This window comes from Ruegeria discodermiae, assembly GCF_030758345.1.
GTDB lineage: Bacteria > Pseudomonadota > Alphaproteobacteria > Rhodobacterales > Rhodobacteraceae > Ruegeria_C.
On record NZ_JAVAMO010000032.1, the window covers coordinates 1 to 24,276 of the forward strand.

General features: G+C 61.5%; 25 protein-coding genes. 15 read left to right on the top strand and 10 right to left on the bottom strand.

Going from position 1 to position 24,276, the window contains the following annotated elements; translation table 11 throughout:
- Positions 1 to 282 precede the first annotated feature (282 nt).
- Complete coding sequence (locus Q5Y75_RS27170; protein ID WP_306203402.1) at positions 283 to 1,539, bottom strand: glycerate kinase type-2 family protein; 1,257 nt, start codon at positions 1,537 to 1,539, stop codon at positions 283 to 285.
- Between the two features lie 228 nt (positions 1,540 to 1,767).
- Between Q5Y75_RS27170 and Q5Y75_RS27175 the strand changes: the two genes are divergently transcribed.
- A complete protein-coding gene (locus Q5Y75_RS27175) occupies positions 1,768 to 2,403 on the top strand; it encodes a TetR/AcrR family transcriptional regulator (RefSeq protein ID WP_306203404.1) in 636 nt (211 codons plus the stop codon).
- Between the two features lie 7 nt (positions 2,404 to 2,410).
- On the opposite strand, the gene Q5Y75_RS27180 is transcribed toward Q5Y75_RS27175, so the two are convergent.
- Entirely contained in the window at positions 2,411 to 3,577 is a 1,167-nt protein-coding gene (locus Q5Y75_RS27180; protein WP_306203405.1) for an NAD(P)/FAD-dependent oxidoreductase, read from the bottom strand.
- Between the two features lie 286 nt (positions 3,578 to 3,863).
- On the opposite strand from Q5Y75_RS27180, the gene napF reads away from it, so the two are divergent.
- Genes napF through Q5Y75_RS27220 form a run of 8 tightly spaced genes read left to right on the top strand, consistent with a single transcriptional unit; the run spans position 3,864 to position 10,368 of the window.
- On the top strand, positions 3,864 to 4,379 hold the full coding sequence (napF, locus tag Q5Y75_RS27185; protein ID WP_306203406.1) for a ferredoxin-type protein NapF: 516 nt from the start codon (positions 3,864 to 3,866) through the stop codon (positions 4,377 to 4,379).
- Positions 4,376 to 4,624 (top strand): chaperone NapD, encoded by a 249-nt coding sequence (locus tag Q5Y75_RS27190; protein ID WP_306203407.1) that lies wholly within the window; start codon positions 4,376 to 4,378, stop codon positions 4,622 to 4,624. Before napF ends, Q5Y75_RS27190 begins: the two co-directional genes overlap by 4 nt.
- Before the next feature lie 41 nt (positions 4,625 to 4,665).
- Positions 4,666 to 7,158: a nitrate reductase catalytic subunit NapA gene (napA, locus tag Q5Y75_RS27195; RefSeq protein ID WP_306203408.1), complete on the top strand. Its 2,493-nt coding sequence runs from the start codon at positions 4,666 to 4,668 to the stop codon at positions 7,156 to 7,158.
- Positions 7,159 to 7,185: 27 nt separating this feature from the next.
- Positions 7,186 to 8,004, top strand: coding sequence for a ferredoxin-type protein NapG (gene napG, locus Q5Y75_RS27200; protein WP_306203409.1), 819 nt, complete (start codon positions 7,186 to 7,188; stop codon positions 8,002 to 8,004).
- Positions 8,001 to 8,918: a quinol dehydrogenase ferredoxin subunit NapH gene (gene napH / locus Q5Y75_RS27205; protein WP_306203410.1), complete on the top strand. Its 918-nt coding sequence runs from the start codon at positions 8,001 to 8,003 to the stop codon at positions 8,916 to 8,918. The genes napG and napH overlap by 4 nt, the downstream gene beginning before the upstream one ends.
- A gap of 12 nt (positions 8,919 to 8,930) precedes the next feature.
- Positions 8,931 to 9,368, top strand: coding sequence for a nitrate reductase cytochrome c-type subunit (locus Q5Y75_RS27210; RefSeq protein WP_306203411.1), 438 nt, complete (start codon positions 8,931 to 8,933; stop codon positions 9,366 to 9,368).
- Between the two features lie 30 nt (positions 9,369 to 9,398).
- Positions 9,399 to 10,097, top strand: coding sequence for a NapC/NirT family cytochrome c (locus tag Q5Y75_RS27215; RefSeq protein ID WP_306203413.1), 699 nt, complete (start codon positions 9,399 to 9,401; stop codon positions 10,095 to 10,097).
- 13 nt (positions 10,098 to 10,110) lie between these two features.
- Complete coding sequence (locus tag Q5Y75_RS27220) at positions 10,111 to 10,368, top strand: hypothetical protein (protein WP_306203414.1); 258 nt, start codon at positions 10,111 to 10,113, stop codon at positions 10,366 to 10,368.
- Between the two features lie 26 nt (positions 10,369 to 10,394).
- Here the strand turns inward: Q5Y75_RS27220 and Q5Y75_RS27225 are convergent, their stop codons facing one another.
- From Q5Y75_RS27225 to Q5Y75_RS27250, 6 genes are all read right to left on the bottom strand, one after another.
- A complete protein-coding gene (locus Q5Y75_RS27225; protein WP_306203415.1) occupies positions 10,395 to 11,390 on the bottom strand; it encodes an ABC transporter ATP-binding protein in 996 nt (331 codons plus the stop codon).
- Entirely contained in the window at positions 11,387 to 12,418 is a 1,032-nt protein-coding gene (locus tag Q5Y75_RS27230) for a Gfo/Idh/MocA family protein (protein WP_306203416.1), read from the bottom strand. Before Q5Y75_RS27230 ends, Q5Y75_RS27225 begins: the two co-directional genes overlap by 4 nt.
- Entirely contained in the window at positions 12,415 to 13,254 is an 840-nt protein-coding gene (locus Q5Y75_RS27235; protein ID WP_306203417.1) for a carbohydrate ABC transporter permease, read from the bottom strand. Before Q5Y75_RS27235 ends, Q5Y75_RS27230 begins: the two co-directional genes overlap by 4 nt.
- Before the next feature lie 10 nt (positions 13,255 to 13,264).
- Positions 13,265 to 14,179: a carbohydrate ABC transporter permease gene (locus tag Q5Y75_RS27240; protein ID WP_306203418.1), complete on the bottom strand. Its 915-nt coding sequence runs from the start codon at positions 14,177 to 14,179 to the stop codon at positions 13,265 to 13,267.
- A 62-nt stretch (positions 14,180 to 14,241) separates the two neighbouring features.
- Complete coding sequence (locus Q5Y75_RS27245; protein WP_306203419.1) at positions 14,242 to 15,495, bottom strand: ABC transporter substrate-binding protein; 1,254 nt, start codon at positions 15,493 to 15,495, stop codon at positions 14,242 to 14,244.
- A 36-nt stretch (positions 15,496 to 15,531) separates the two neighbouring features.
- Positions 15,532 to 16,419 (bottom strand): N-acetylmuramic acid 6-phosphate etherase, encoded by an 888-nt coding sequence (locus tag Q5Y75_RS27250; protein ID WP_306203420.1) that lies wholly within the window; start codon positions 16,417 to 16,419, stop codon positions 15,532 to 15,534.
- A gap of 168 nt (positions 16,420 to 16,587) precedes the next feature.
- Here Q5Y75_RS27250 and Q5Y75_RS27255 point away from each other — a divergent pair, with 168 nt between their 5' ends.
- Genes Q5Y75_RS27255 through nagA form a run of 4 tightly spaced genes read left to right on the top strand, consistent with a single transcriptional unit; the run spans position 16,588 to position 20,425 of the window.
- Positions 16,588 to 17,475, top strand: a complete 888-nt coding sequence (locus Q5Y75_RS27255) for a glucosamine kinase nucleotide-binding domain-containing protein (RefSeq protein ID WP_306203421.1) — start codon at positions 16,588 to 16,590, stop codon at positions 17,473 to 17,475.
- Positions 17,462 to 18,217 carry a GntR family transcriptional regulator gene (locus Q5Y75_RS27260; protein WP_306203422.1) on the top strand — a complete coding sequence of 252 codons (756 nt, stop codon included), beginning with the start codon at positions 17,462 to 17,464 and terminating at the stop codon, positions 18,215 to 18,217. The genes Q5Y75_RS27255 and Q5Y75_RS27260 overlap by 14 nt, the downstream gene beginning before the upstream one ends.
- A 13-nt stretch (positions 18,218 to 18,230) precedes the next feature.
- The gene (locus tag Q5Y75_RS27265; RefSeq protein WP_306203423.1) at positions 18,231 to 19,259 is read left to right on the top strand and encodes an SIS domain-containing protein; all 1,029 of its coding nucleotides are present in this window, start codon (positions 18,231 to 18,233) and stop codon (positions 19,257 to 19,259) included.
- Entirely contained in the window at positions 19,256 to 20,425 is a 1,170-nt protein-coding gene (gene nagA, locus Q5Y75_RS27270; RefSeq protein ID WP_306203424.1) for an N-acetylglucosamine-6-phosphate deacetylase, read from the top strand. The genes Q5Y75_RS27265 and nagA overlap by 4 nt, the downstream gene beginning before the upstream one ends.
- A gap of 10 nt (positions 20,426 to 20,435) precedes the next feature.
- On the opposite strand, the gene Q5Y75_RS27275 is transcribed toward nagA, so the two are convergent.
- On the bottom strand, positions 20,436 to 21,119 hold the full coding sequence (locus Q5Y75_RS27275; RefSeq protein ID WP_306203425.1) for a DnaA N-terminal domain-containing protein: 684 nt from the start codon (positions 21,117 to 21,119) through the stop codon (positions 20,436 to 20,438).
- A gap of 465 nt (positions 21,120 to 21,584) precedes the next feature.
- On the opposite strand from Q5Y75_RS27275, the gene Q5Y75_RS27280 reads away from it, so the two are divergent.
- Positions 21,585 to 22,892, top strand: a complete 1,308-nt coding sequence (locus Q5Y75_RS27280; protein ID WP_306203426.1) for an AAA family ATPase — start codon at positions 21,585 to 21,587, stop codon at positions 22,890 to 22,892.
- Positions 22,889 to 23,992, top strand: coding sequence for a ParB N-terminal domain-containing protein (locus tag Q5Y75_RS27285; protein WP_306203427.1), 1,104 nt, complete (start codon positions 22,889 to 22,891; stop codon positions 23,990 to 23,992). Before Q5Y75_RS27280 ends, Q5Y75_RS27285 begins: the two co-directional genes overlap by 4 nt.
- 64 nt (positions 23,993 to 24,056) lie before the next feature.
- Here Q5Y75_RS27285 and Q5Y75_RS27290 read toward each other — a convergent pair.
- On the bottom strand, positions 24,057 to 24,276 hold a 220-nt coding region (locus tag Q5Y75_RS27290), incomplete at its 5' end, for a site-specific integrase (protein WP_510769693.1).

The window sequence follows — 24,276 nt, forward strand, 5'->3', positions numbered from 1 at the left end:
CGATCTCTTACTTGCCTCCCGGGCAATCTCAATGTCAGACTTGTAGCTCATTGGGTCTCTGGCTCCCTGCATGTATTGGCTGATCATGTCCGGGACCGGGCAGAGAGGTGCGCGAGCCCGGACCCATCTCAGATTTTCTCTAAGGTGAATAAATATTCCTTAAGATCAATGCAAGAGCTGTACCGACTGCCGCAAAACGGGTTTGCGCAGCCAGTTCCGCACGATGCGCTTTCCCGGAAAGGGGCATTGATGATGCGACCAGCCCCCGACGGCATCAATGCTTTAACGGATCAGGATCGCCCGAAAATCATTGACGTTGGTTCCGGTCGGGCCGGGTGCAAACAGATCTCCGACCGCTTCGAAAGAACTATAAGCGTCATTATTGCCCAGATCTGCCGCCGGGTCGCGCCCAACGGCACGCAGCCGCGCGCAGGTGGTGCCGTCGGCAAAGGCGCCCGCGTTGTCCTCGGACCCGTCGATCCCGTCCGTATCCGCCGCCAGCGCGGTGACACCCGCCACCCCGTCCAGCTCTCCCGCCAGCGACAACAGGAACTCGGAATTGCGCCCGCCCCGCCCGTTACCCCGTAGCGTCACCGTGGTCTCGCCACCTGACAGGATCACCACCGGCTTGCTAAACGGGCGGTCGCGGTTCAGGACCTCGCGCGCGATCGCGCCATGCACCCGCGCCACTTCGCGCGCCTCGCCCTCGATGGCGTCCGACAGGATCACCGCTGGCACGCCATCTGCCTCGGCACGCGCGGCGGCGGCCTCAAGCGAGATCGCGGCCGAGGCGACAACCCGCACCTCATACCCCGCAAAGACCGGATCTGCAGGGTCAGGCGCATCCGCTTCGGGGCGCTGCATATGGGCCAGAACCGCCTCGGGCAGATCGATCCGGTGGCTCTCGATCAGCCGCAACGCGGCCTCGCGCGACACCGCATCAGGCACGGTTGGGCCAGAGGCCACCTGCGCCGGGTCGTCGCCGGGCACGTCCGACACCACCAGCGAGACAACTCTTGCCGGATGTGCTGCTGCCGCCAGCCGCCCGCCCTTGATCCCGCTCACATGTTTGCGGATCGCGTTCATCACCGAAATCGGCGCGCCCGAGGCCAGCAGCGCGCTGTTCAGCGCCTGCTCATCCGCCAGCGACAGCCCCTCGGGCGGACAGGGCAGCAAGGCCGACCCCCCGCCACAGACCAGCGCCACCACCAGATCATCAGGTCCCAGCCCCGACACCGCCTGAAACAGCGCCTGTGTGGCCTCTTGCCCCGCCGCGTCGGGTACCGGATGTGACGCTTCCATCACGCGGATATGCGCGCATTCCGTGCCATAGCCATAACGCGTGACCACCACGCCCGAGACCGGGCCGGGCCATAATTGCTCAAACGCGCGCGCCAATTGCGCGGCCCCTTTGCCCGCGCCAATCACCACGGTCCGCCCTTTGGGGGCCTCGGGAAGATGCGGTGCCAGCGCCGCAACCGGATCGGCGGCCTTTACGGCGGCGTCAAACAGAGCGGTAAGAAATTCTCGTTCGTTCATGACCTGTCCGATATTGAAGAAACCCACACCCCGCCGACCGGCGAGCGCTTTGACGCCACTGTTACCTTTACGCAATGGAAATCAAGCCCGAACATCACGGGCACAACCGGCATGCAACCGCCGATGCGCCGAACCGGCAGGAACTCCCCTTGACTGAATGTCGCAGGCAGGGCGATCAGGACGATCAATATCAAGACCGGGCGCAGTTAGACCCGGAGGGGGACATCAATGACGCAACCGCACGCGCCAGCCAAACGCGATGCCGACGCCACGCGCGCGCGCATCCTCGAGGCGGCCCGAACCGAATTTGCCCGCTCCGGGCTGAGCGGGGCCCGCATCGACGACATCGCCGAACGCGCCCAGGCCAACAAGCGGATGATCTACCACTATTTCGGCAACAAGGAGGCGCTCTTTACCGCCGTGCTTGAGGCCGCCTATCAACATGTCAAAGCCGCCGAGGCGCAGCTGGACCTCGACCGCCTGAGCCCGCGAGACGCGCTGGAACGGCTGGTGCGTTTCACCTGGGACTACTACCTGGAGAACCCGGAATTCATGGCGCTGGCCAATAGCGTGAACCTGCATCGCGGGCGCCATATCCGCAGCCTCGATACCCTGCCGCAAAGCGCCCAGGGCCTGATCGATCTGGTCGCGGGCATCCTTGACCGGGGTCGGGCCGAGGGCGTGTTCCGCGCCGGGGTCGATGCAACACAGCTGACCATCACCATCGCCGCAATCGGCTATTACTACCTGTCCAGCCGATTCACCGGATCGCATCTGTATCAACGCGACATGATGGCGCCAGACGCGCTGGAGGCGCGCCTGGCCTTCAATCTGGACACAATTCACCGGCTGGTCGCCCGCTGAGAGTGCCTCAGGCGGCCAGTGTTTGCACGGTGCCGCCCCCGCTCAGTTCCAGCTGCTCCTGCTTGAGGCAGGCGTTGAAGCTCATGTGCAACTGCTTGAGCTGATCCAAGTTCCAATCATAAGACGCGATCTGCTGGGTCAGCGTGAACATGCGCGGGGCCAGATGGTCGCGCGCGGCCTGGTAGGCGCGCGCATCGCCCGGTGTGAGCGACAGCGCATCGGCGAGACGCTGTGCGTCCAGAAACGCATCCGTGATGCCATGTGCGGTGGCCGGGTCCTTGAAGTATCCCGCATCGCCAACCAACGCCCAGCCCGGCCCGGCGCAATCGCGCAGATGGCTAGGCGCACCTGCGTAGCGGCGCAACCGTTCGATCGGACCGCGCGCCGCCAGCTCGGCAGCCAGGTCCGCATCCCAATGTGACAGCATCTGTACCGCGCCGCCAAAGGCATCGAAGTTGAACCATTGGCGCATGGCGCGCGGATCACAGGCGGCGAAGAAGCAATGCGCTCCGTCATTGGTTGGGATCAGCCCGGCAGAGATCCGGTCGCCGAAAAACCAGCGATAGCCCTCATTCGGCAGGCCATCGACATAGGAATAGATGCAGGCCGCGCGGGTGTCCGAGTGCATTATGGAGCGCGTGCCAACCAGTTCCGCCAGGCTCGACTGGCGGCCATCCGCGCCGATCACGATCCCCGCGGAAACGGGCTCGACAGCGCCGGATTTCAGCCGCAGTGACACCCCGCAGACCCGACCGTTCAACTGTTTCTGAACGCCGACCAACGTCACGCCGGTATGCAGCTCGACCCCGGCCTCCCACGCGGCATCGCGCAGCGCCCGATCCAGCAGCCAGCGGCGCGGCGCACAAAGCCCGGCAACCCCGCCTTCGGGCTGAACCGGCACATCGATCACCTCCTGCCCGTATTGAAACCGGGTCTGAGAGACCAGCGGCGTGCCAGCACTGGTGATCCGGCCCAGCAGGCCCCAGTCCTTGAGCAGCGACACGGCGGGCCGGGTCAGCGCATGGGTGGACAGCGTATCCTGACTGCCATCCTCGCGATCGACCAGCAGAACCCGCGCACCAGCGCGGGCCAGCAGCAGGGCAGTGGCCGCCCCCGCGCACCGGGCGCCGATGATGACGGCATCATAATGCGGGCGTGAAAAAACCTGGCTCATTGGAAAACTCCTGTTCGACGTGACTTGGATCATGCCCTCAGCCTGCGCCGTTTGACGCGCGCAGGCTTGAGGAGGAGGTGAGGAAAGTCTGGATTTTTCCTGAAAACCAATGGGGGAAGGCTCGGCGCTATGCCCCTTCACCTGCAGCAAGCTGCCGGTTTACGCAGGTTTGGCCGGGCTCGCCGATTGAACGCTTAATCGCCGGGCAAATGACTTAAATCAAGTCGCAGGCGCTGCAGAACCGATAGCGAGAGCAGACCAGCAAGAACCTTCGGGTGATCCGTCAATGAGTCAACTGACCAGCAGACGCGCGTTTCTCAGCGCTCGCGCCCTCCGGGAGGATACCGGCGCCATCCGCCCGCCCGGCGCGGTGGCGGCGGGCTTTGGTGATCTCTGCACAAGATGTGGGGACTGTGTTGCCGCCTGCCCGGAAGGGATCATCATCATCGACGCAGACGGCTATCCCATGATAGGGTTGACCAAAGGGCCCTGCACGTTTTGCGGGGATTGTGCAAAATCCTGCGCCACCGGAGCGCTGGAAAGTGATCGCCTGTCCGACTGGCCCTGGCGTGCCGAGATAACGCGCGGCTCCTGCCTGTCGATGCAGGGTGTCAGCTGCCGCCTCTGTCAGGACAGTTGCGAGAGTAACGCTATTGGCTTCGACCTGCGGCTTGGCGGGCGGGCAGAACCACATCTGGACCTCGACGCCTGTACCGGATGCGGTGCCTGCGCCCATGCCTGTCCCGTCGGGGCCGTCACACTTGAACGCCACGCCACTCAACAGCCGGAAGACATTCAATGAACATATGCGGTTGCCTCATCCATGTTACCCCAGAGCGCGCCGATCCCGCGCGGCTGGCCATGACCGAAACGCCCGGCGTCGAAATCCACGCCATCACCGAGGATGGTCGCTTTGTCGTCGTCGTCGAAGATACACCCACCCGATTGGCCTCGGAAACCATCATGGATCTGCACCAGATCCCCGGCGTGGTGTCCCTCAGCCTGACCTACCATCACTTCGAAGATATCGCGGCGGCCCGTCCGTGACCCGATGCCCCAAGCCAACCGCCCAGCAGGAGGCCCATGCCATGACCACTTCTGAATCCCGCCGCACATTCCTCAAGGCCTCGGCCGCCACCGCAACCGCCTCGGCCGCAGGCATTCCCCTGGCCACGGGCCAGGCAATGGCCCAGACCGCCGCCAGCGATATCCGCTGGGACAAGGCGCCCTGCCGCTTCTGCGGTACGGGCTGTTCGGTTCTGGTCGGCACCAAGGATGACCGGGTCGTGGCCACGCAGGGCGATCCGGATGCGCCGGTCAATCGCGGTCTGAACTGCATCAAAGGCTATTTCCTGTCCAAGATCATGTATGGCGAGGACCGCCTGACCACGCCGCTCCTGCGTAAGACCAACGGCGTTTACGACAAGAATGGCGAGTTCGAGCCGGTCAGCTGGGACGAGGCCTTTGACGTGATGGCCCAGAAATGGAAAGAGGCGCTGGCCAAGAAAGGCCCGACCAGCGTCGGCATGTTCGGATCAGGCCAGTGGACCGTCTGGGAAGGCTACGCCGCCGCCAAGATGATGAAGGCCGGGTTCCGGTCCAACAATATCGACCCCAATGCGCGCCACTGCATGGCCTCTGCCGTGGTCGGCTTCATGCGCAGCTTCGGCATCGATGAGCCGATGGGCTGTTATGACGATCTGGAACATGCGGATACCTTCGTGCTCTGGGGCTCGAACATGGCCGAGATGCACCCGATCCTGTGGTCGCGCCTGACCGACACCCGCCTGACCAAGCCGGGAAGCGAAGTGCATGTTCTGTCGACCTTCGAGCATCGCTCGTTCGAGCTGGCCGATAATGGCATGGTCTTCCAACCGCAGACCGATCTGGCGATCCTGAACTATATCGCCAACTACATCATCCAGAATGGCGCGGTGAACGAAGAGTTCGTCAAGAACCACGTCAACATCACCAAAACCGCAACCGATATCGGATATGGGCTGCGCGATAACAACGCGCTGCAGCAAGACGCCGAAAACCCCAATTCCGGCAAGCAGGAGCCGATCAGCTTCGAGGAATATGCCGAGGCGGTCGCGCCCTACACGCTGGAATACACCTCCGAGCTGTCGGGCGTTCCGGCGGACAAGCTGGAAAGACTGGCGCAGCAATATGCCGACCCCAACCGCAAGGTCATGAGCCTGTGGACCATGGGCTTCAACCAGCATACGCGCGGGTCCTGGGTGAACTCGCTGATGTATAATGTGCATCTGCTGGTCGGCAAGATCTCTGAACCCGGCAACTCGCCCTTCTCGCTCACCGGTCAGCCCTCGGCCTGTGGCACCGCGCGTGAGGTGGGCACCTTTGCCCACCGTCTGCCCGCCGACATGGTGGTGGCCAATGACGAGCACCGCAAGATCTGCGAAACCGCCTGGAAGATCCCCGAAGGCACCATTCCGCCCAAACCCGGTTTCCACGCCGTACTGCAGCACCGCAAGCTGAAGGACGGCGAGTTGAACGCCTATTGGGTGCAGTGCAACAACAACATGCAGGCCGCGCCCAATATCAACGAAGAGGGCTATCCCGGCTATCGCAACCCGGAAAACTTCATCGCCGTCTCGGACCCCTACCCGACCGTCACCGCCGTCTCCGCCGACCTGATCCTGCCCACCGCCATGTGGGTCGAAAAAGAAGGCGCCTATGGCAACGCCGAACGCCGCACCCAGTTCTGGCGGCAACAGGTGAACGCGCCGGGTGAGGCAAAGTCCGACCTGTGGCAGCTGATGGAATTCTCCAAGCGCTTTGCCATCGAAGAGGTCTGGGACGAAGAGCTTCTGGCCAAGATGCCCGAACATCGCGGCAAAACCATGTTTGACGTGCTTTTCGCCAATGGCACAGTGGATCAATACCCGCTCTCAGAGACCGCCGAAGGTTTCGCCAATGACGAATCCGAGCATTTCGGCTTTTACGTCCAGAAAGGCCTGTTCGAGGAATATGCCGAATTCGGCCGTGGCCATGCGCATGACCTTGCCCCGTTCGACACCTACCATCAGGCGCGCGGGTTGCGCTGGCCGGTCGTGGACGGCAAGGAAACGCTCTATCGTTTCCGCGAGGGCTATGACCCCTATGTGAGCGCTGGCGCCGATGTGGAGTTCTATGGCCACAAGGACGGCAAGGCCAAGATCATCTTTGCTCCTTATGAACCCGCCGCCGAAGAGCCTGATGAGGAATATGATCTGTGGCTCAGCACCGGGCGTGTGCTGGAACACTGGCATTCCGGCTCGATGACCCGACGGGTGCCCGAACTGCACCGCGCCTATCCCGCCGCCGTTGTCTATATGCACCCCGAAGACGCCAAGGATCGCGGCCTGCGCCGTGGGCAGGAAATCGTCCTATCCACCCGCCGGGGCGAGGTCACAAGCCGGGTCGAAACACGGGGCCGCAACAAGGTGCCGCGCGGTCTGGTCTTCATGCCCTGGTTCGATGAACACCAGCTGACCAACAAGCTGACGCTTGATGCGACCTGCCCGCTGTCCAAGGAGACCGACTACAAGAAATGCGCCTGCAAGGTCGAGCGCGCGTAACCAGCCCGGATCGCAAAGGTAGTCCCGATGCCCCTTGCCGGCACACCCCTTTCGCCGCAACGGCGCCGTTTCCTGCAGGATGCGGCACGTGCGGCTGGTGGCTGCGTGGTGGCCGGAACGCTGCTGGCCTATCTGGCCCGCGACGCCCGCGCCCTGCCCGCCGAGGCGCTGCGTCCACCCGGCGCCTTGCCCGAGGATGACTTCCTGTCGGCCTGCATCCGCTGCGGGCTCTGCGTGCGGGACTGCCCATATGACACGCTGAAACTGGCGCAGCTGGGGGCTGATGCCGGGGCCACCGGAACACCCTATTTCACCGCCCGCGACGTGCCCTGCGAAATGTGTGACGACATCCCTTGTGTCGCCGCCTGCCCCACCGGCGCACTCGATCCGGCGCTGGACAATATTGACGATGCCAAGATGGGCGTTGCGGTTCTGGTCGATCAGGAAAACTGCCTGAACTATCTCGGCCTGCGCTGCGATGTCTGCTACCGGGTCTGCCCCGTCATTGACGAGGCAATCACGCTGGAACCCTCGCATAACACCCGCTCGGGGCATCATGCGATCTTTGCGCCCACCGTGCATGCCGAGCGCTGCACCGGCTGCGGCATGTGCGAGAAGAGCTGCGTTCTGCCCGAAGCCGCCATCAAAGTCCTGCCCGCCCGACTGGCGCGTGGCAGCAGCGCGGATCACTACCGCAAGGGCTGGGAGGAAAAAGACGCCAAGGGCGCGCCCGTTGTCGAAGGCATCATCGACCTGCCCGACCGCCTGCCCGGACCGGGCACCGACAATCTGGCCGCACCGGGAGGCTATGAGCCGGGCTATTCCCTGCCGGGGATTGGCCAATGAGCGCCCGCACCCATATGCCCGTGGGGCAGGAGGCCGCTGAGGTCAAAGGCTGGATCGGCGCGCACCGTTTTCTCTTGCTGCGCCGCGCCAGCCAGCTGTTCTTTCTGCTGCTCTTCCTGCTCGGACCCTGGTTCGGCATCTGGATCGTCGAAGGCACGCTGGCAGGATCGCGGACCCTGGGCGTTCTGCCTTTGACAGATCCGTTCATCCTGTCGCAAAGCCTGATCGCCGGGCACTGGCCGGAACTGACCGCGCTGACCGGTGGCCTGATCGTGCTGGTGGCTTATGCGCTCATTGGCGGTCGCGTCTATTGTTCCTGGGTCTGCCCGATCAATCCCGTCACCGATGCCGCCAACTGGCTGCATCGCCGTCTGAACCTGCCGAAGGGCTGGCAACCCAAACGCGGCACCCGCCTCTGGATATTGGCAACGGTGCTTATCGTCTCCGGCCTGACAGGCGTCATCGCCTGGGAGGTGATCAATCCGATCACCATGCTGCACCGGGGGCTGATCTTTGGCATGGGGTTTGTCTGGGCGCTGATCATCGCGATCTCTGTCTTTGACCTCATTGTCGCGCGCCATGGCTGGTGCGGCCATATCTGCCCGGTCGGCGCGTTTTACGGCCTGATCGGCGCCAAGAGCCTGCTGCGGGTCAGCGCCGCCAATCGCGCGGCCTGCGATGACTGCATGGATTGTTATGCGGTCTGCCCGGAAAACCACGTGATCTCACCCGCCCTGAAGGGCAAGGACGGGACCACCCCGCTGATCCTGTCGCCCAACTGCACCAATTGCGGGCGCTGCATCGATGTCTGCTCTGTCGATGTCTTCGCCTTCACCCACCGTTTTGACGACCATGTCGTCACGCCATCCGATCCAGCAACCGCGCCCGAGCCGCGCGCCGCCAGACCTATTTGAGGGAGTGCCAATATGAGAAAATCAATCGCGACAGGTGTTATGACCCTGATCCCTGTGTTGCTCCTGAGCGGGGTCGCCCTGGCACAATCCGCCCCGGTGGAAAGCTTGCGCGGCGCCGAGGTGGATGAGCTTGTCCCCCTCAATCAGGTCCACAAGAATGTCGAGGGACGGATGCAGCGCAACTATCGCCAGCAGCCGCCCCTGATCCCGCATTCGATCGAACAATATCAGATCGATGTGCGCACCAATCAGTGCCTGTCCTGCCATGACTGGACCAAGGCGGGCGAGCGCAACGCGCCTACCCTGTCGATGACCCATTATCTGGACCGCGAGGGCCGCGAATTGGATCGCATCGCGGGCACACGGTATTTCTGCAATCAGTGCCATGTCCCGCAGGCCGACGCGCCCGCGCTGGTCGACAACGTCTTTCAGCCTTCTTCCGGCAATTGATCCAACACAAGAATTGAAAGGAGCACCGATATGGCAGACTCCCCTGAAAACCGCGGTTGGATCCGCCGCCTCTGGAGCTGGATCTGGACCCCGGCCGTCGCCTTCAGCTCGGGCTTTCTCATCCTAGCGGGGTTTCTGGCTGGCATCCTGTTCTGGGGCGGCTTTCACTGGACGCTGGAACTGACCAATACCGAGGAATTCTGCGTCTCGTGCCACACGATGGAAACCAATCTGGGCGAATATCGCGAGACCATCCACTACAACAACCATTCCGGCGTGCGCGCGATCTGTTCCGACTGCCACGTCCCCCATGAATGGAACCACAAGATCAAGGCCAAGATCATGGCGGTCAAGGATGTCTATCACGAGCTTGCCGGGACCATCAGCACCCCCGAGAAATACGAGGCGCACCGGCTGAGCATGGCCTCTGCCGTGTGGAAAAAGATGAAGGCGTCGGACAGCCGGGAATGCCGGAACTGTCACAATTTCGACTACATGGATTTCACGCTGCAGGAAACGCGCGCGGCCTCGGAACATCAGCGCGCCATCGACAACAACATGACCTGCATCGACTGCCATCAGGGCATCGCGCACAGCCTGCCGCCCGACTACTTGCAGACATATCAGGAGGTCACTGAAGCCCTGAATGCTGAAACCAGACCGACGCATCAGCAGCTTGCGGAAAATGGCGAAGCGATCCGGTCATACCTGACCTCCGGTGCGGATTGAGAAGGGGCAGAACATGCTTGAGATACTTGGAACGATCGGCGGAAATATCCTTGGCCTGCCCGGCATTCTCGGCCTTGCCCTTGGCATGACGACGCGCCGCCTGTGGCTCGGCGCGGCCCTGGGCGCGCTGGTCGGCGTGATCGAAACGCTGCTCTTTGCGGGGTGGAGCTTCGCCCATGTCGAGCCACTGGAGTTGATGATCGCCATCGTCGTCGGGGTCGGCGCTGGCAGCATCGGCAGTCTGATCCGCGTCAAAGGCGCAACCGTTTAGGGCCTGTGCGGTTGCGCGGGAAGCGCTTACTGCACCCGCGCGCCTTCCGTGTCGAAATAGTATAGACGCTCTGGCGAGAACCCGAGCGTGACCGTTTCGCCCTGGCTGATCGCATGCTGCCCGAACAGCCGCGCCGTGATCTGGGTGTTCTTCACCCGGGCGATGACATTGGTGTCGCCCCCCAGATGTTCGACATGCTGAACCGCCGCGCTCAACGCGCCGTCATCCGCCAGACGCAGGTCTTCGGGGCGCACGCCCATGGTCCGCTCATCCCCGTCATTCACATATCCGGCCGGCATGAAGTTCATCGCCGGCGAGCCCAGAAACCCGGCGACAAACTGGTTGGCGGGGTTGTTATACAGCTCCATCGGGCTGCCGATCTGCTCGACCCGGCCATCGCGCAGGACAACGATCTTGTCGGCAAGCGTCATCGCTTCGGTCTGGTCATGGGTGACATAGATCATCGACGCCGCCAGCGCATCGTGAAGGTTCGCGATCTCCAACCGTGTGTTCATCCGCAGGGCCGCGTCGAGATTCGACAGCGGTTCGTCAAACAGAAACAGTTTCGGCTCGCGCACAATCGCGCGTCCGATGGCCACCCGCTGGCGCTGGCCGCCTGACAGCTCGGACGGATAGCGATCCAGATAGTCTTCGAGGTTGAGCATCTTGCTGGCCTTGGCCACGCGCTCCTCAATAACCGCCTTGCTCTGCTTTTCCTGCTTCAGCGCCAGCGACATGTTCTTCCGCACGTTCAGATGCGGATATAGCGCGTAGGACTGAAACACCATCGCGATACCGCGTTTCGACGGCGGTGTGGCGTTGACCAGATCACCACCGATGCGCACCTCGCCCGAGGTCGCATCCTCCAACCCGGCAATGACCCGCAGCAGCGTGGATTTCCCGCAGCCCGAGGGGCCGACAAAAACGACAAACTCGCCGTCTTCCACCTCGATATTGATATCCTTGAGCACATGAACATCGCCAAATGACTTGTTCACATTGGTCAGCGTCAAAGCAGTCATTGTTGCGGCTCCTTCAATGAAACGGGCTGTCCGCTGCGGATGCTTTCATCGGCGGCCAGGCAAATGGCAAGGGATTGCACGGCGTCAGTCATATGCCGTGTCAGGTCGATATCTTCGGTGATGGCGCGGATCATATAGGCCTGCTCGGCGTCGCAGAGTTCCTGATGGCCGGGCTCGTCGGGCATCTCGACGGTCCTGTCACCGTCCGGCCGATGCACCAGGATACCGCCGACCTTGGTATGCCCGTCGATATCCGCCGAGGCGCCTTTGTTGCCATCGGTGATCGAGACCGAACCATTGGGGGACACGATGTCTTTCAGAAAAAACGCGGTTTCCGACATCATCGGTCCCCACCCGGCCTCGTACCAGCCGACAGAGCCATCCTCGAACACCACCTGAAACTGGCCGTAATTATACATGTCTTCGGCGATCTCATCAGACAGGCGCAGGCCCATGCCATGCACCCGGACCGGATCGGCATCGGTGATCTGGCACATCACATCGACATAATGCACTCCGCAATCGACGATGGGTGAGGTCGTCTGCATCAGCGCCTTGTGGGTCTCCCACTCCGCGCCGGTGGATTGCTGGTTCAGGTTCAGGCGAAAGACGTAAGGCCCGCCCAGATCACGCGCCTCGTCGATCAGGCGCATCCAGGACGGGTGATGGCGCAGGATATAGCCAACGACCAACTTGCGGCCCGTGCCCTGCGCTGTGGCAACCACGCGGCGCGCGTCCTCAACCGTGGTTGCCAGCGGCTTCTCGACAAATACATGCGCCCCTGCCTCCATCGCGGTGCAGGCATAATCGGCGTGGCTGTCGGAATAGGTCGCGATAACCACGAGGTCGGGCTTGGCCTGCATACCCTCTTCGAAAGTGGAATACCGCTGATATCCCTCTAAAGTCTCGGGCAGCGCAACAGGCGAGCGATTGACCAGCCCGACAATCTCCGATCCCGGATGATGATGATGGGCCAGAGCATGCGACAGCCCCATATTGCCCAGACCTGCAATGAGAACCCGGATCATTTGACCGCCCCCGATGTGATGCCGCGGATCAGTTGCCGCGAGAAAATGACATAAAGGATCAGCACCGGCAGGATCGCCATCGACAGCGCCGACAGGACCGCGTTCCAATCGGTCACGAACTGACCGATAAAGACCTGCGAGCCAAGCGTAAGCGTCTTGGTCTCCTCGGCAGGCGCAAGGATCAGCGGGAACCAAAGATCGTTCCAGATCGGGATCATGTTGAACACCGCAACTGTCGCCATGGCGGGCCGCACCAAAGGCAGCACCAGACGGAAGAAGATCGCATATTCGCTCAACCCATCCACCCGCGCGGCGTTTTTCAGGTCGTCCGAGACCTGCCGCATGAACTCGCTGAGGATGAAAACCGCCAGCGGCAGGCCCTGCGCCGTATAGACCAGGATCAGCGCCCAAAGCGTGTTCACCAGCCCGCTTGCCACCATCATCTCAAGGATCGCAACCGTGCCGATCCGGATCGGGATCATGATGCCCAAAGCCAGATAGAGCCCCATCAGCGTATTGCCCTTGAACCGGTACTCAGCCAGCGCAAAGGCCGCCATGGCGCCAAACAGCAGCACAAAGAACAGCGAGGCCACCGTCACGATGAGCGAGTTCTGGAAGTAGAGAAAGAAGTCGCCCTGCTTCATCACAGTCTGGTACCCGATCATCGAGAACGTCTCGGCATCCGGCAGCGCCAGCGGTTCGCGAAAGATCGCCTTGCGGTCCTTGAAGCTGTTGATCAGGATCACAAAGACCGGAAACAGCGCGATCAGTGTATAGAGGATCAACGCACCATGCATGGCCAGTGTGTTGAACGGATTTTTGCGTGCTTTGTTCATGTCTGACCCCTCACATCTGATACCGGCGCATCCGGGTCTGGATGCCGAACAGGTAGATACAGACACCGATCAGGATGATCGCGAACATGCCGCTTGCAATGGCAGAGCCCATATGCGGATCGCCCAGTTGCAGCTGGAAGCCGAAAAAGGTGCGGTACAGGAAGGTACCCAGGATGTCGGTCGAAAAATCAGGCCCGGCCAGCGCGCCTTGCGAGGCGTAGATCAGGTCGAAGGCATTGAAATTGCCAACAAATGTCAGGATCGAGATGATCCCGATCGACGGCAGGATCAAGGGCAGCTTGATCTTCCAGAAGGCCGATATGCCGGTGATGCCATCAACCTCGCCCGCCTCCAGAATTTCCTCGGGGATGGACAGAAGGGCCGCATAGATCAGCATCATCGGGATGCCGACGAACTGCCAGACCGAGATCAGCGCAAGCGTGGTCAGCGCGTATTCTTCCTTGCCCAGCCAGGGCTGGAACAGGGATTTCAGCCCGATAAATTCCAGCATCGAGGGCGCGATGCCCCAGATCGGCGACAGGATCAGTTTCCAGGCAAAGCCCACGATCACAAAGGACAGGATCGTCGGGATGAAAATGGCAGATCGGTAAAGCGCGGCAAAGCGCAGGCGCGGATGGCTCAGGATCGCGGCCAAGGCAACCCCGATCGGGTTTTGCACCAGCATATGCACGATGAAGAACCAGAAGTTGTTTCCAAGCGCGTTCCAGAATTGCTCCGACCAGATCGGATCAAAGAACAGGGTCCGGAAATTGTCGAGGCCGACAAAGATCCGCGTCTGGTCAACTTCGCTGTAAAGCGCCAGGCGCAGCGTGTTGAACAGCGGAAAGATCATGATGGCGGTGTAGACCAGCACGGCGGGTGCCAGGAACACAGCGATGTGCCAGCGAATACGAGCGCGTTGCATTGGAAATCTCCTGAGGGGTCCGGGCAGTCAGCGCCGCCCGGACAGAGCAGTAAAGGGAGGGTTTACTGATGTGGTGCGTACCAGCTTGCCAGGCCGTCCTGCAGCTCGGCACCTAGATCTTCGGGGCTGGAGGCACCCTTGATGGCCGCAACCGAGGCACCCCAGGTCTCGTTTTCCAGATTGGGCGTACCGCGCGACAGGATCTGATAGGTCGAGCGGATCGTGCTCTCACATTCCCCGCGCCAGCCGACGATTTCCTTGGCCAGCGGGTCAGCCAACTCGACCGGTTCGCTGGATAGCGGGAAGAAGCCAGGCAGCGCATTGCCAAAGATCGAGGCAAACTCAGGGCTACCGACCCAGGCCAGGAAGGTTTTTGCAGCTTCGGGGTTTTCAGTCGCGGCATTCATGCCGATACCGATATCGGTATGATCCGAGATATAGCAGGTATCGCCCGCATTCTGCACCGGCGGCTTGAACGCCCCCATCTCGAAATCGGCCTGGCTGTTGAACCCCGAAATTTCCCAGGACCCCGCCGGATAGATCGCCGCACGACCCAGCGTGAACAGGTTCTGGCTGTCGGGATAGGTCTGCGCCTCATAGCCGTCGCCAAGATAATCGGCCCATTTCGCGAGCGTCGCATACGGGGCAACCCATTGTGGATCGGTCAGCTTCTGCTCACCGGCAATCAGGGCAAGGCGGCCCTCTTCCCCTTTCCAGTAATTCGGGCCGATATTGTTATAACCCATCGTGGCCGCTTCCCACTGGTCATTGGTGCCCATGGCCATCGGGATATAGCTGCCATCTTCCTTGAATTTGTCGAGCACGGCAAAGAACTCAGCCTCGGTGGTCGGAACCTCGACCCCCAGCTCCGCAAAGGCGTCCTTGTTGTAGATGAACCCGTGGATCACCGAGGCCATCGGCACGCAGAAACTGACCGCGCCATCGTCGGTCTGCCATGCGGATTTCGCCACATCCGAGAAGTTGTTCATCGCCTCCATATCGTCAAGGCCGGACAAATGCCCCGCCTCATAAAGCGCCAGCGAGGCGTCAAACGGGCGACAGGTGATCAGATCACCGGCAGAGCCCGCATCCAGTTTCGAATTCAGAACCGCGTTGTATTCCGCCGGGGCAGAGGGCGTGAAATTGACCTTGATACCGGGGTGTTTGGCCTCAAACGCCGGAATGATCTGCTCCTGCCAAAGCACCAGATCGTCATTGCGCCAGCTTTCGATGGTGATCGTGACATCCTCTGCCATCGCGCTTGTGGCTGTGAGCGCGGTGCTCAGTAAAGCCAGTTTCAAAAAGTTGCGTTTCATGAATGGATCCTCCCAGTTGCAACAGTCGTTCTTGTTTTAGCTCGCACGCTCCAGTGCGGGGCGCAGATGTCCGTTTGTGTCGTTCAGCAAGGCGCGGGCCGTGTCGCGGGCCACACCGCGCGCGGCCATGACAATGGCGGTTTTCACCTCGCCCTCTGCGCCATCCAGCGCGACCCGCGCTGCCTCTTCCGAGACAGCAGCGACTTTGGCCACGATCCCGCAGGCGCGCGCGCGCAGCTTGATATTGTCGGCATGCACATTGACCATCATGCCGTCATGCACATGGCCCAGATGCACCGCCATCAGCGTGGACAGCATGTTGAGCGCGATCTTCTGCGCCGTCGCCGCCCCCATCCGGGTGGACCCGGACAAGACCTCGGGCGGGGTTTCCAGCAGAACCGCATGCCCCGCCATCCCCAGCAGCTGCGCATCGCGATTATTGGCGATACCGATCAGGCTGGCACCCTTCGCCTTGGTGAGATGTGCCACCGCGAGCGTGTAAGGTGTTGAACCGCTGGCCGAAACCGCGATGACCGTGTCGTCGGTGGTGAGGTCGGCCAGAGCCGCCTCCAGCCCTTCGGTATCATCCTCGGTCCCGCCCGGCATCTCGACCCCGGTGGGCAGGCCGCCCGCCATATGGATGCGAATCTGCGCAGGTGGGATCGAAAAGGTTCCGCCAAGCTCTTGCGCATCAGCAGCCGCCATCAAACCGGAAGAGCCCGCGCCAACATAGTGAAGGCGCCCACCGCGCCCAACCGTGCGCGCCATCGCCTCAGCGCCCGAACAGATGGCGGGTAGCGTGCCGCGAACCGAAGCTGCTGCCGCGATTTGCCCATCCCCCAGCAGCGATGCAATCTCGGCGGGCGGACGTTGATCCAGCCCGATGGCCGCCTCGTGCAGATGTTCCGTGGTTCTTGCGATCACGCGATTCTCCTTCGTGCTTCGGTAAGCATACCTATTAGATACCATTTGTCTACCACTATCTTGTTTTCCGAATTTTCGCCTTATCTTACACTGTTTAGGCGCCATATTATCAAATTTGGTTCCATTTAGGCCTTTAAAAGTGGCAAAAGGTATTATAAAGGTATTGCCATGACGGATTCGCCTGATACCCAAGTTCTGGCCATCGATGGCGGCGGCACCCGCTGCCGTATCGCGCTGGTCCGCGGCAATCACCGCCGGGTCATCGAGGCGGGGTCAGCCAATGTCACGACAGATTTCGACAGCGCGGTGCGCTGCCTGCGCGAGGGCATCGAAACCCTCGCAAAACACAGCGACACCCGCCCGCAAACACTACATGCCTTGCCTGCCTTTGTCGGGTTGGCAGGGGTTACCGGCCAGACGATTGTCGACCGGCTGACCACCGCCCTGCCCCTGCAGAACGTGCATTACGCGGATGACCGCCTCGCCGCGTTGCGCGGCGCGCTCGGGCGTGGTGACGGGCTGGTCGCCCATTGCGGCACCGGGTCCTTCTTTGCCGCCCAACTCGCGGGAACACACCGGCTTGCCGGCGGTTGGGGCTCTGTTCTGGGGGATGAGGCCTCGGCCCAATGGGTCGGTCGCGCGGCCCTGTCGCAGCTATTGCATCAGGTCGACGGGTTCATCCCGATCTCCGCGATGATCGAAGAGTTTCGAACGCAGTTCAGCACCGCCACCGAGATCGTGGAATTTGCCCGCACTGCCACCCCGGCAGCCTTCGGGGCCCTGGCCCCACAGGTGACCGCACATGCGCAAACCGGCGATCCGGCTGCGCTAAAGATCATGCAGCGCGCCGCCGAACACATCACGCTTACGCTCACACAGATGGGGTGGACGACCGGCACCCCCATTTGCCTGACCGGCGGGATCGGGCCGCATTATGCGCCGTATTTCCCCGACCCGCTGAAGGGTGAACTCAGCAAACCACTGGGCGAACCGCTCGACGGCGCAATCGCGCTCGCACAGGAAAGAGGCAAGGAGATCGCACATGGACATTGCTGAGTTCCTCCGCCCCGAAAGCTGGCTCAGCAAGACAGCCGGGCCGCGCTATGTGCAGTTGCGCAGGCGGCTTGAGGCCGGGATCGAAGATGGCATCCTGGCCCCCAATTCCTCTTTGCCCCCCGAACGCGAAATCGCCGAGATCACCGACCTCTCACGGGTGACCGTCCGCAAGGCGATTCAGGAGCTGGTGCGCGAGGGAACCGTCGAACAGCGTCAGGGTTCGGGCTCTTTCGTGCGCGAACCGATGACCCGTGTGGAACAATCGCTCTCGCATCTCACCTCCTTCACCGAGGACATGCAGGGGCGCGGGCTTGAAACCACCTCGAAATGGCTCGAACGCGGGATTTTCATGCCCTCACCGGAAGAGGTCCAGAACCTCGACCTTGACGCCGGAGATCAGGTCGCCCGCATCTACCGTCTGCGCGAAGCAGGTGGTCGCCCGATGGCCTTGGAACGCGCGGCCCTGCCGCTCGACATCCTGCCGAACCCGACGGCTGTGACGACCTCGCTCTATGAGCTGCTGGAACAATCCGGCATGCGCCCTGTCCGGGCGGTGCAGAAGATCTCTGCCATCAATCTCGAAGCGGAAGAAGCCGGGCTTCTGGGTGTTGCCGAAGGCACCGCCGGGCTGCGGATTCAACGCATGTCTTACCTGAAAAGCGGGCGGGTCGCTGAACTCACCCGGTCCATTTATCGCGGTGACGCCTATGATTTCGTGGCCGAACTGCGTCTATCTCATTGAAAAGGCTTTACCAATGGCCCCCAGCACCACCCTCATGCGACGCGAAATCGTCGAGATCCCCGATGCCGTAGAACGACTGCTGACACAGGGCGGGGACGCCATTCGCGAGGCCGCCGCTGGCGCACGCGAAATGGACCCGAACTTCCTGCTATCGGTCGCGCGCGGGTCGTCCGACCACGCCTGCACCTATCTGAAATATGCCAGCGAGCTGATCCTGCGTCGCCCCATGGCCTCGGTCGGCCCCTCGGTGAAATCGGTCTATGATGTCGACCTGATCGCGGATGGCGCGCTGTGCCTGTCGGTGTCACAATCGGGCATGAGCCCCGACATCGTGCGGATGACCAAAGCCATCACCGCGTCAAACGGCCTGACAGTTGCGATCACGAATGATCCAGCCTCCGATCTCGCCTCGGTTTCCTCCGCCACCTTGCCGATCCACGCCGGGCCGGAGCTGAGCGTCGCGGCGACAAAAACCTTTGTCACGTCACTGGTTGCAGGCCTCTGGCTGATCGCCGAAATCAAGCGGGATGGCGAGCTGATCCGCGCCATTCACGCCCTGCCCTCCCATCTGGCCGCCGCCACAACCTGCGACTGGTCCGAGGCCGCCGCCGCTTTGGACGGGCGCTCGCTGTTCACCCTCGGGCGCGGGCCCTCCTGGGCCATCGCCAACGAGGCCGCCCTGAAGTTCAAGGAAACCTGCCTCATCCATGCCGAGAGCTACTCCTCTGCCGAGGTGCTGCACGGGCCGGTTTCTATCGTCGAACAGGGCTTTCCGGTGATCGGCTTCACCGCCGGTGATGCCGCGGAAAGCAACCTGGCCGAGGTGGCCGACGCCCTGGCCGACAAAGGGGCCACCGTTTTTGCAACAACCGCAAAGCTTACGAAGGCGGTCACATTGCCACATATCCGCACGGATCACTGGCTCACCGATCCGATTGCGGCAATCGTGTCATTCTATGGCATGGTCGAGGAGGTCGCGCGCAATCGCGGCATCAACCCAGACACACCACGCCATCTGCGAAAAGTGACGGAAACCGTATGATTCCCCACAGCGTGACATTTACCGGCGGTCGGTTCTTTGACGGAACCCGCCTTCATGACGGGAAAGCCGCCCGCTTTCGCGACGGGGTGTTCGCCGGGCTGATACCCGAGGTCGAGCTCGACGCTGAGGACAAGGTTATCATCCTTGAGGGGGGTATCCTGTCTCCGGGATATGTCGATCTTCAGGTCAATGGCGGCGACGGGGTGATGTTCAACGACGACCCGTCGGTTGCGACCCTGAAACGCATCGCAAGCGCCCATCGAAAGCTTGGGGCGCTGACGATCCTGCCAACGCTGATTACCGATACGCGCGAAAAGACCACGGCCGCCATTGACGCGGCCCGATCCGCCATTCGCGCGCAGCTTCCCGGCATCGCCGGTCTGCATCTTGAGGGCCCGCATCTAAGCGTCGCCCGCAAAGGCGCCCATGATGCGGCCCTGATCCGCCCGATGGAAGAGGACGATCTGCAGCAGCTGCTTGCCGCCAAGCGCGACATACCGGTTCTGAAAGTCACCATCGCGCCCGAGAATGTCTCGACCGATCAGGTCGCCGCACTGGCCGCGTCCGGTATTCTGGTGTCGCTTGGCCATACGGATGCCGGTTTTGAGACCTGCACCGCCTACGCCAGGGCCGGCGCCCGCTGCGTCACCCATCTGTTCAACGCGATGAGCCAGCTTGGCAACCGCGAGCCCGGCCTTGTCGGCGCGACGATGGCCACCGGCGCTCTCTCCGCCGGGCTGATCGCCGATGGCATTCACGTCCACCCCGCCGCCATGCGGATGGCCTGGACCAGCAAGGTAGCCCCCGGCAGGATTTTCCTTGTCAGCGATGCCATGGCCGTAGCAGGGACAGAGCAAACGGAATTCCTGCTGGAAGGCCGCCGGATCTGCCGCGAAAACGGATGGCTGACGCTTGAGGACGGAACGCTCGCGGGTGCCGATCTGGATCTGACCACGGCGATCCGGGTGCTGGTTTCAGACGTCGGCGCCGATCTCGACGCGGCCCTCCAGGCGGCCACAACAACGCCCGGAGCGCTGATTGACTATCCGACCGCCCCAAATCCCGGAAAAACCGCGCTGGCGGACATGATCCACATCTCCCCCTGTCTGCATCATGTGACGCCGCTTGAGGATGTGACGACTCACTCACTGTCGATCGCTGGTTAGTTCACCCCGCCTACTCCGATGCTTCAATTCGAACCGACCGGATCGACGGGTCAAAGCGGGCATAAGCCGCCAGCACCCGCCCGGTCCATTTCTGCGCAATGTAATCCGCCATAAAGCGCGAAGGGGCCATCAGCGTCGCCACCCCGCCTGCCCTATCGGCCTCGACCAGGTGCTGAAACCAGCTTGCCCAAAGCTCCGGGTCGCGCCCATGCAGCACGCTCTGGACCTGCCCCCAGATATCCTCACCATCGGGGAGGCTGGCAGTTGAACTGACCTTGAAGGGCACAACATTGGTCACAGGCTCTGGCTGATGATCCATGCGCGCCTGGAAGTCCGATCCGATGACGGGCCAGATCGCCTCAGTATCCAGCATCATCTGCTTCAGGTCCAACTCGTATACGGCCACCCTACCCCGCGCCGCCGGGCGTTTGACGGTGATCCAGCCCTGACCGCGCAATTTGGCCATTTCTCGTTTCACGGTGCGCTCATTCACGGACCAGAGCCGTGAGATTTCCTCTCTTCCGATCGACAGCTCATTGGTCCGCCAGTTATACCGCGTCGTGATCAGCGTCAGGACACGCAGAATGCTGCGCTGTCGATGTTTGTCCTCAGACAGTGCATGAACCGCCAGAGCAGAGAGAATATCGTATTTGAGGGCTGGTGCATTCCGCCCGACCGGTTTTGCAACCTGCATTTTCTTCTCGCCGCCTTGTCTGCCTCATGCGGTTGTTCCGCATTCCTGACGCTGTTTGCCAACGCTTTTCCTGATCGTGCCTCAATTAGCGTCCAAAGCCTCGATTCTGTCAAGAGGAGTCTGAAAACCACCTCAAAAGGCGCCTCTCCAGGATCAAATTTTAAATTTAAATCGGTGAAGTATTGGTGATGGGGGACGTGCTGGATGTCCCCTTAATTGCGCATGTTGTCCCCCTATATGCGGCGGAGGCATCTGACCTGTCCCCCAAAATCTGGCGCTCCGCCTCAAAACCACCCATCCTGCTCCCTTCCCTGCTATCCGAATCGGTTGCGCCGCCTAGGCCCCTATTTTCTTACCCATGGGTAAGATTACAATGACATGATATTTTCTTTTGCCAAAAACGCAAACTGGGCGTAAATAGTCGGTACAACAATATTAGCGTCCGATAGAGCAGAGACCAGAGGCATGTATACGCACGAAGACCTGAGCGCCTTGCGCAACCAGTCCCTTAAACTGCAAGGGTGGATTCGCCAGCAAACCTTTAGCCCCGAGATGGAGAAGACCTTGCGCCGCTTCTCAAGCTGGGAAGTGTCCGAGCTGATCTTCCGGGTCAATCAGTCGACCTTCCGCGGTAAGCTGGCCGCAGACCCGACGCTGCCAAGCGGCGAGGTCGAGCCCGATGGGCGGCAGCGCTGGTTCAGCCTTGAGGAGGTCAACGAGCTGCGCAGGCGGCTCAAGGTCAACCGCAAATCCCTGATGCCGCCGCGCCCGGCTGGCAAGCGGGCGATCCGCGCGGCTGTGGCGAACTTCAAGGGTGGCGCAGGCAAATCCACTGTCGCCCTGCATCTGGCCCATGCCTCTGCCCTGGACGGCTATCGTGTGCTGGTGGTCGATTTCGACCCACAGGCGACGCTGAGCCACTCCATGGGGTTGACCGATGTGGCCGAGGATTTCACGGTCTGGGGTATCATGGCCCGTGACCTCATTCGTGAGACCGAGCGGATGAACAACCGCCCTGCCGCCGCCGAATCCGGGACCGCCCTGCCCCGCCGCGAACTGCCTCCTTCGATCACCGAGATGGGATTGGGGGATCTGCGGATCTCGGACTTCATCAAGCAGACCTCGTGGTCGACCATCGATGCGATCCCGTCCTGCGCCAATGCCGCCTTCGTTGAATTTGCCTCTGCGCAATACCGGCATCTGAATCCCGAATGGTCTTTCTTTGCGGCGGTGTCGCGGTACCTGGATCAGATCCCCGATGACGCCTATGACCTGATCCTGTTCGATTGTCCCCCTGCCATCGGGTATCAGTCGATGAATGCGGTGTTCGCAGCGGATATGCTCTACGTGCCGTCTGGACCGGGATATTGGGAATACGACTCGACCACGTCTTTCATCGGCCAATTGGCCGAGGCGCTGGAGGATCTGGCTTATGGGTTCGACAAGACCTTACCCACGGGTAAGATCAGCCTGCCCAAGACCTTTTGCGAGTTGCGCTTCCTGCTGACACGTTACGAGCCCGGCAATGCGCTGCATCTGGCCATGTTCGATGCGTTCCGCCGGGTTTTCGGAGAGCATGTCGCGCAGCACCCGGTTGAGATGACGCGCGCCGTCGAACAATCCGGTCGGTTCCTGAGTTCGGTCTATGAGATGGATTATCGCGAGATGACCCGTGAAACCTGGCGCCGGGCCCGATCGACTTTTGACAATGTCTATGAGGAATTCCGGGACGTCATGATTTCGGCCTGGGACAAGCTGGAGGATGACGCATGAGCCGCAAACGCAGAGTTTTTGATATCGACATGCCAGCCATGGCGGATATCCAGACAGGCAAAATACCGGATGAGGTCCTTGAAAAGCGGCGTGGCCCGATGGCCGCCGCTATCTCCGAGAACGCGGAAGCCTTGCGGAACAAGCAATCGACCGAAGATGTCATCCGCGCCGAAAATGACCGGTTGGCACATGAGTTGGTCCGCCTGCGCGCCGAAGGTCTGGTCACTGAGCGTATCGCGCTCGAAAGTGTCGTTTCCGAAAAGCTGACGCGGGATCGCAAACCGGGCCCTGACCCCGAGCTCGAAGAATTGAAGGCGTCGATCAGAGAGATTGGTTTGTCGAACCCTATCCGGGTCGAACGCCGACCCGACGGTCGCTATGACCTTATCCAGGGTATGCGTCGTTTGTCAGCCTATCAGGCGCTGTGCCAAGAAACTGGTGACGAGGCCTTCGCCACTATTCCGGCGGCGATCGCGGATGCGGCCGATCTGGATGACAGTTATCGGCGCATGGTGGATGAGAACCTGATCCGCAAGGATATCTCGTTTGCCGAGATGGGAGCCCTTGCGCGCGCCTATGCAGAGGACCCGGCGAATGAGTGTCCCGACGTGGACAAAGCGGTGTCGACCTTGTTCAAATCGGCCAGCTATACAAAACGCAGTTATATCCGGGCATTTTCAGCTTTGCTCACGAAGATGGACAAGCTGCTGATGCACCCCAACGACATTCCGCGCAATGTCGGGGTGGAACTCAAACGCAAACTCGATTCCGATCCGGGGTTGATCCGAAAGGTTGGCGCCGCATTGATGAGCGAGCCAGATCGGGACAGCGCTCGCGAAATTGCGATCCTCAGAGGGGTTATGGCTCAGGAAACCGTTGCTCCGGCGAAATCAAAATCTGAAGGCAGCGCCAAGCCACGTCGTGCCAAAACGACGTTTCAGGTACCGGGCCGGGCAGGGGTCGCCAAGTGCTCTGCCTCCAGCGGGCGGATCGACGTTCGGTATAACCTGGATTTCACAAGGGTTGATCGGGCGCGTCTGGAGCAGGCTATCGCCACTCTGATCGAGGATCTTCAGGAGGATGACCTTACCCACGGGTAAGATGCCTATTCTGATCTCTTCCATGACCTGATGGCCCCAGATGTAATCTGGGGCCATTTTTTCTTCACCCCAGCAGGTCGGTCGCCGGGTTCTCGGCGATATCTACGTCATCGTAATATTTCTGCGCCTGAGCGACGGAGCGGTGCAGGGAGAGGCGCATGGCGGCCTGGATGGGGGCGCCGTCCAGGGCGGCCTGGGTCAGGAAACCGGACCGTAGCCCGTGCGGTGAGGCGAAGCCCTCCGGCAGCCCGGCCAGATGCAGGCGGTGTTTGACGATCTGGGAG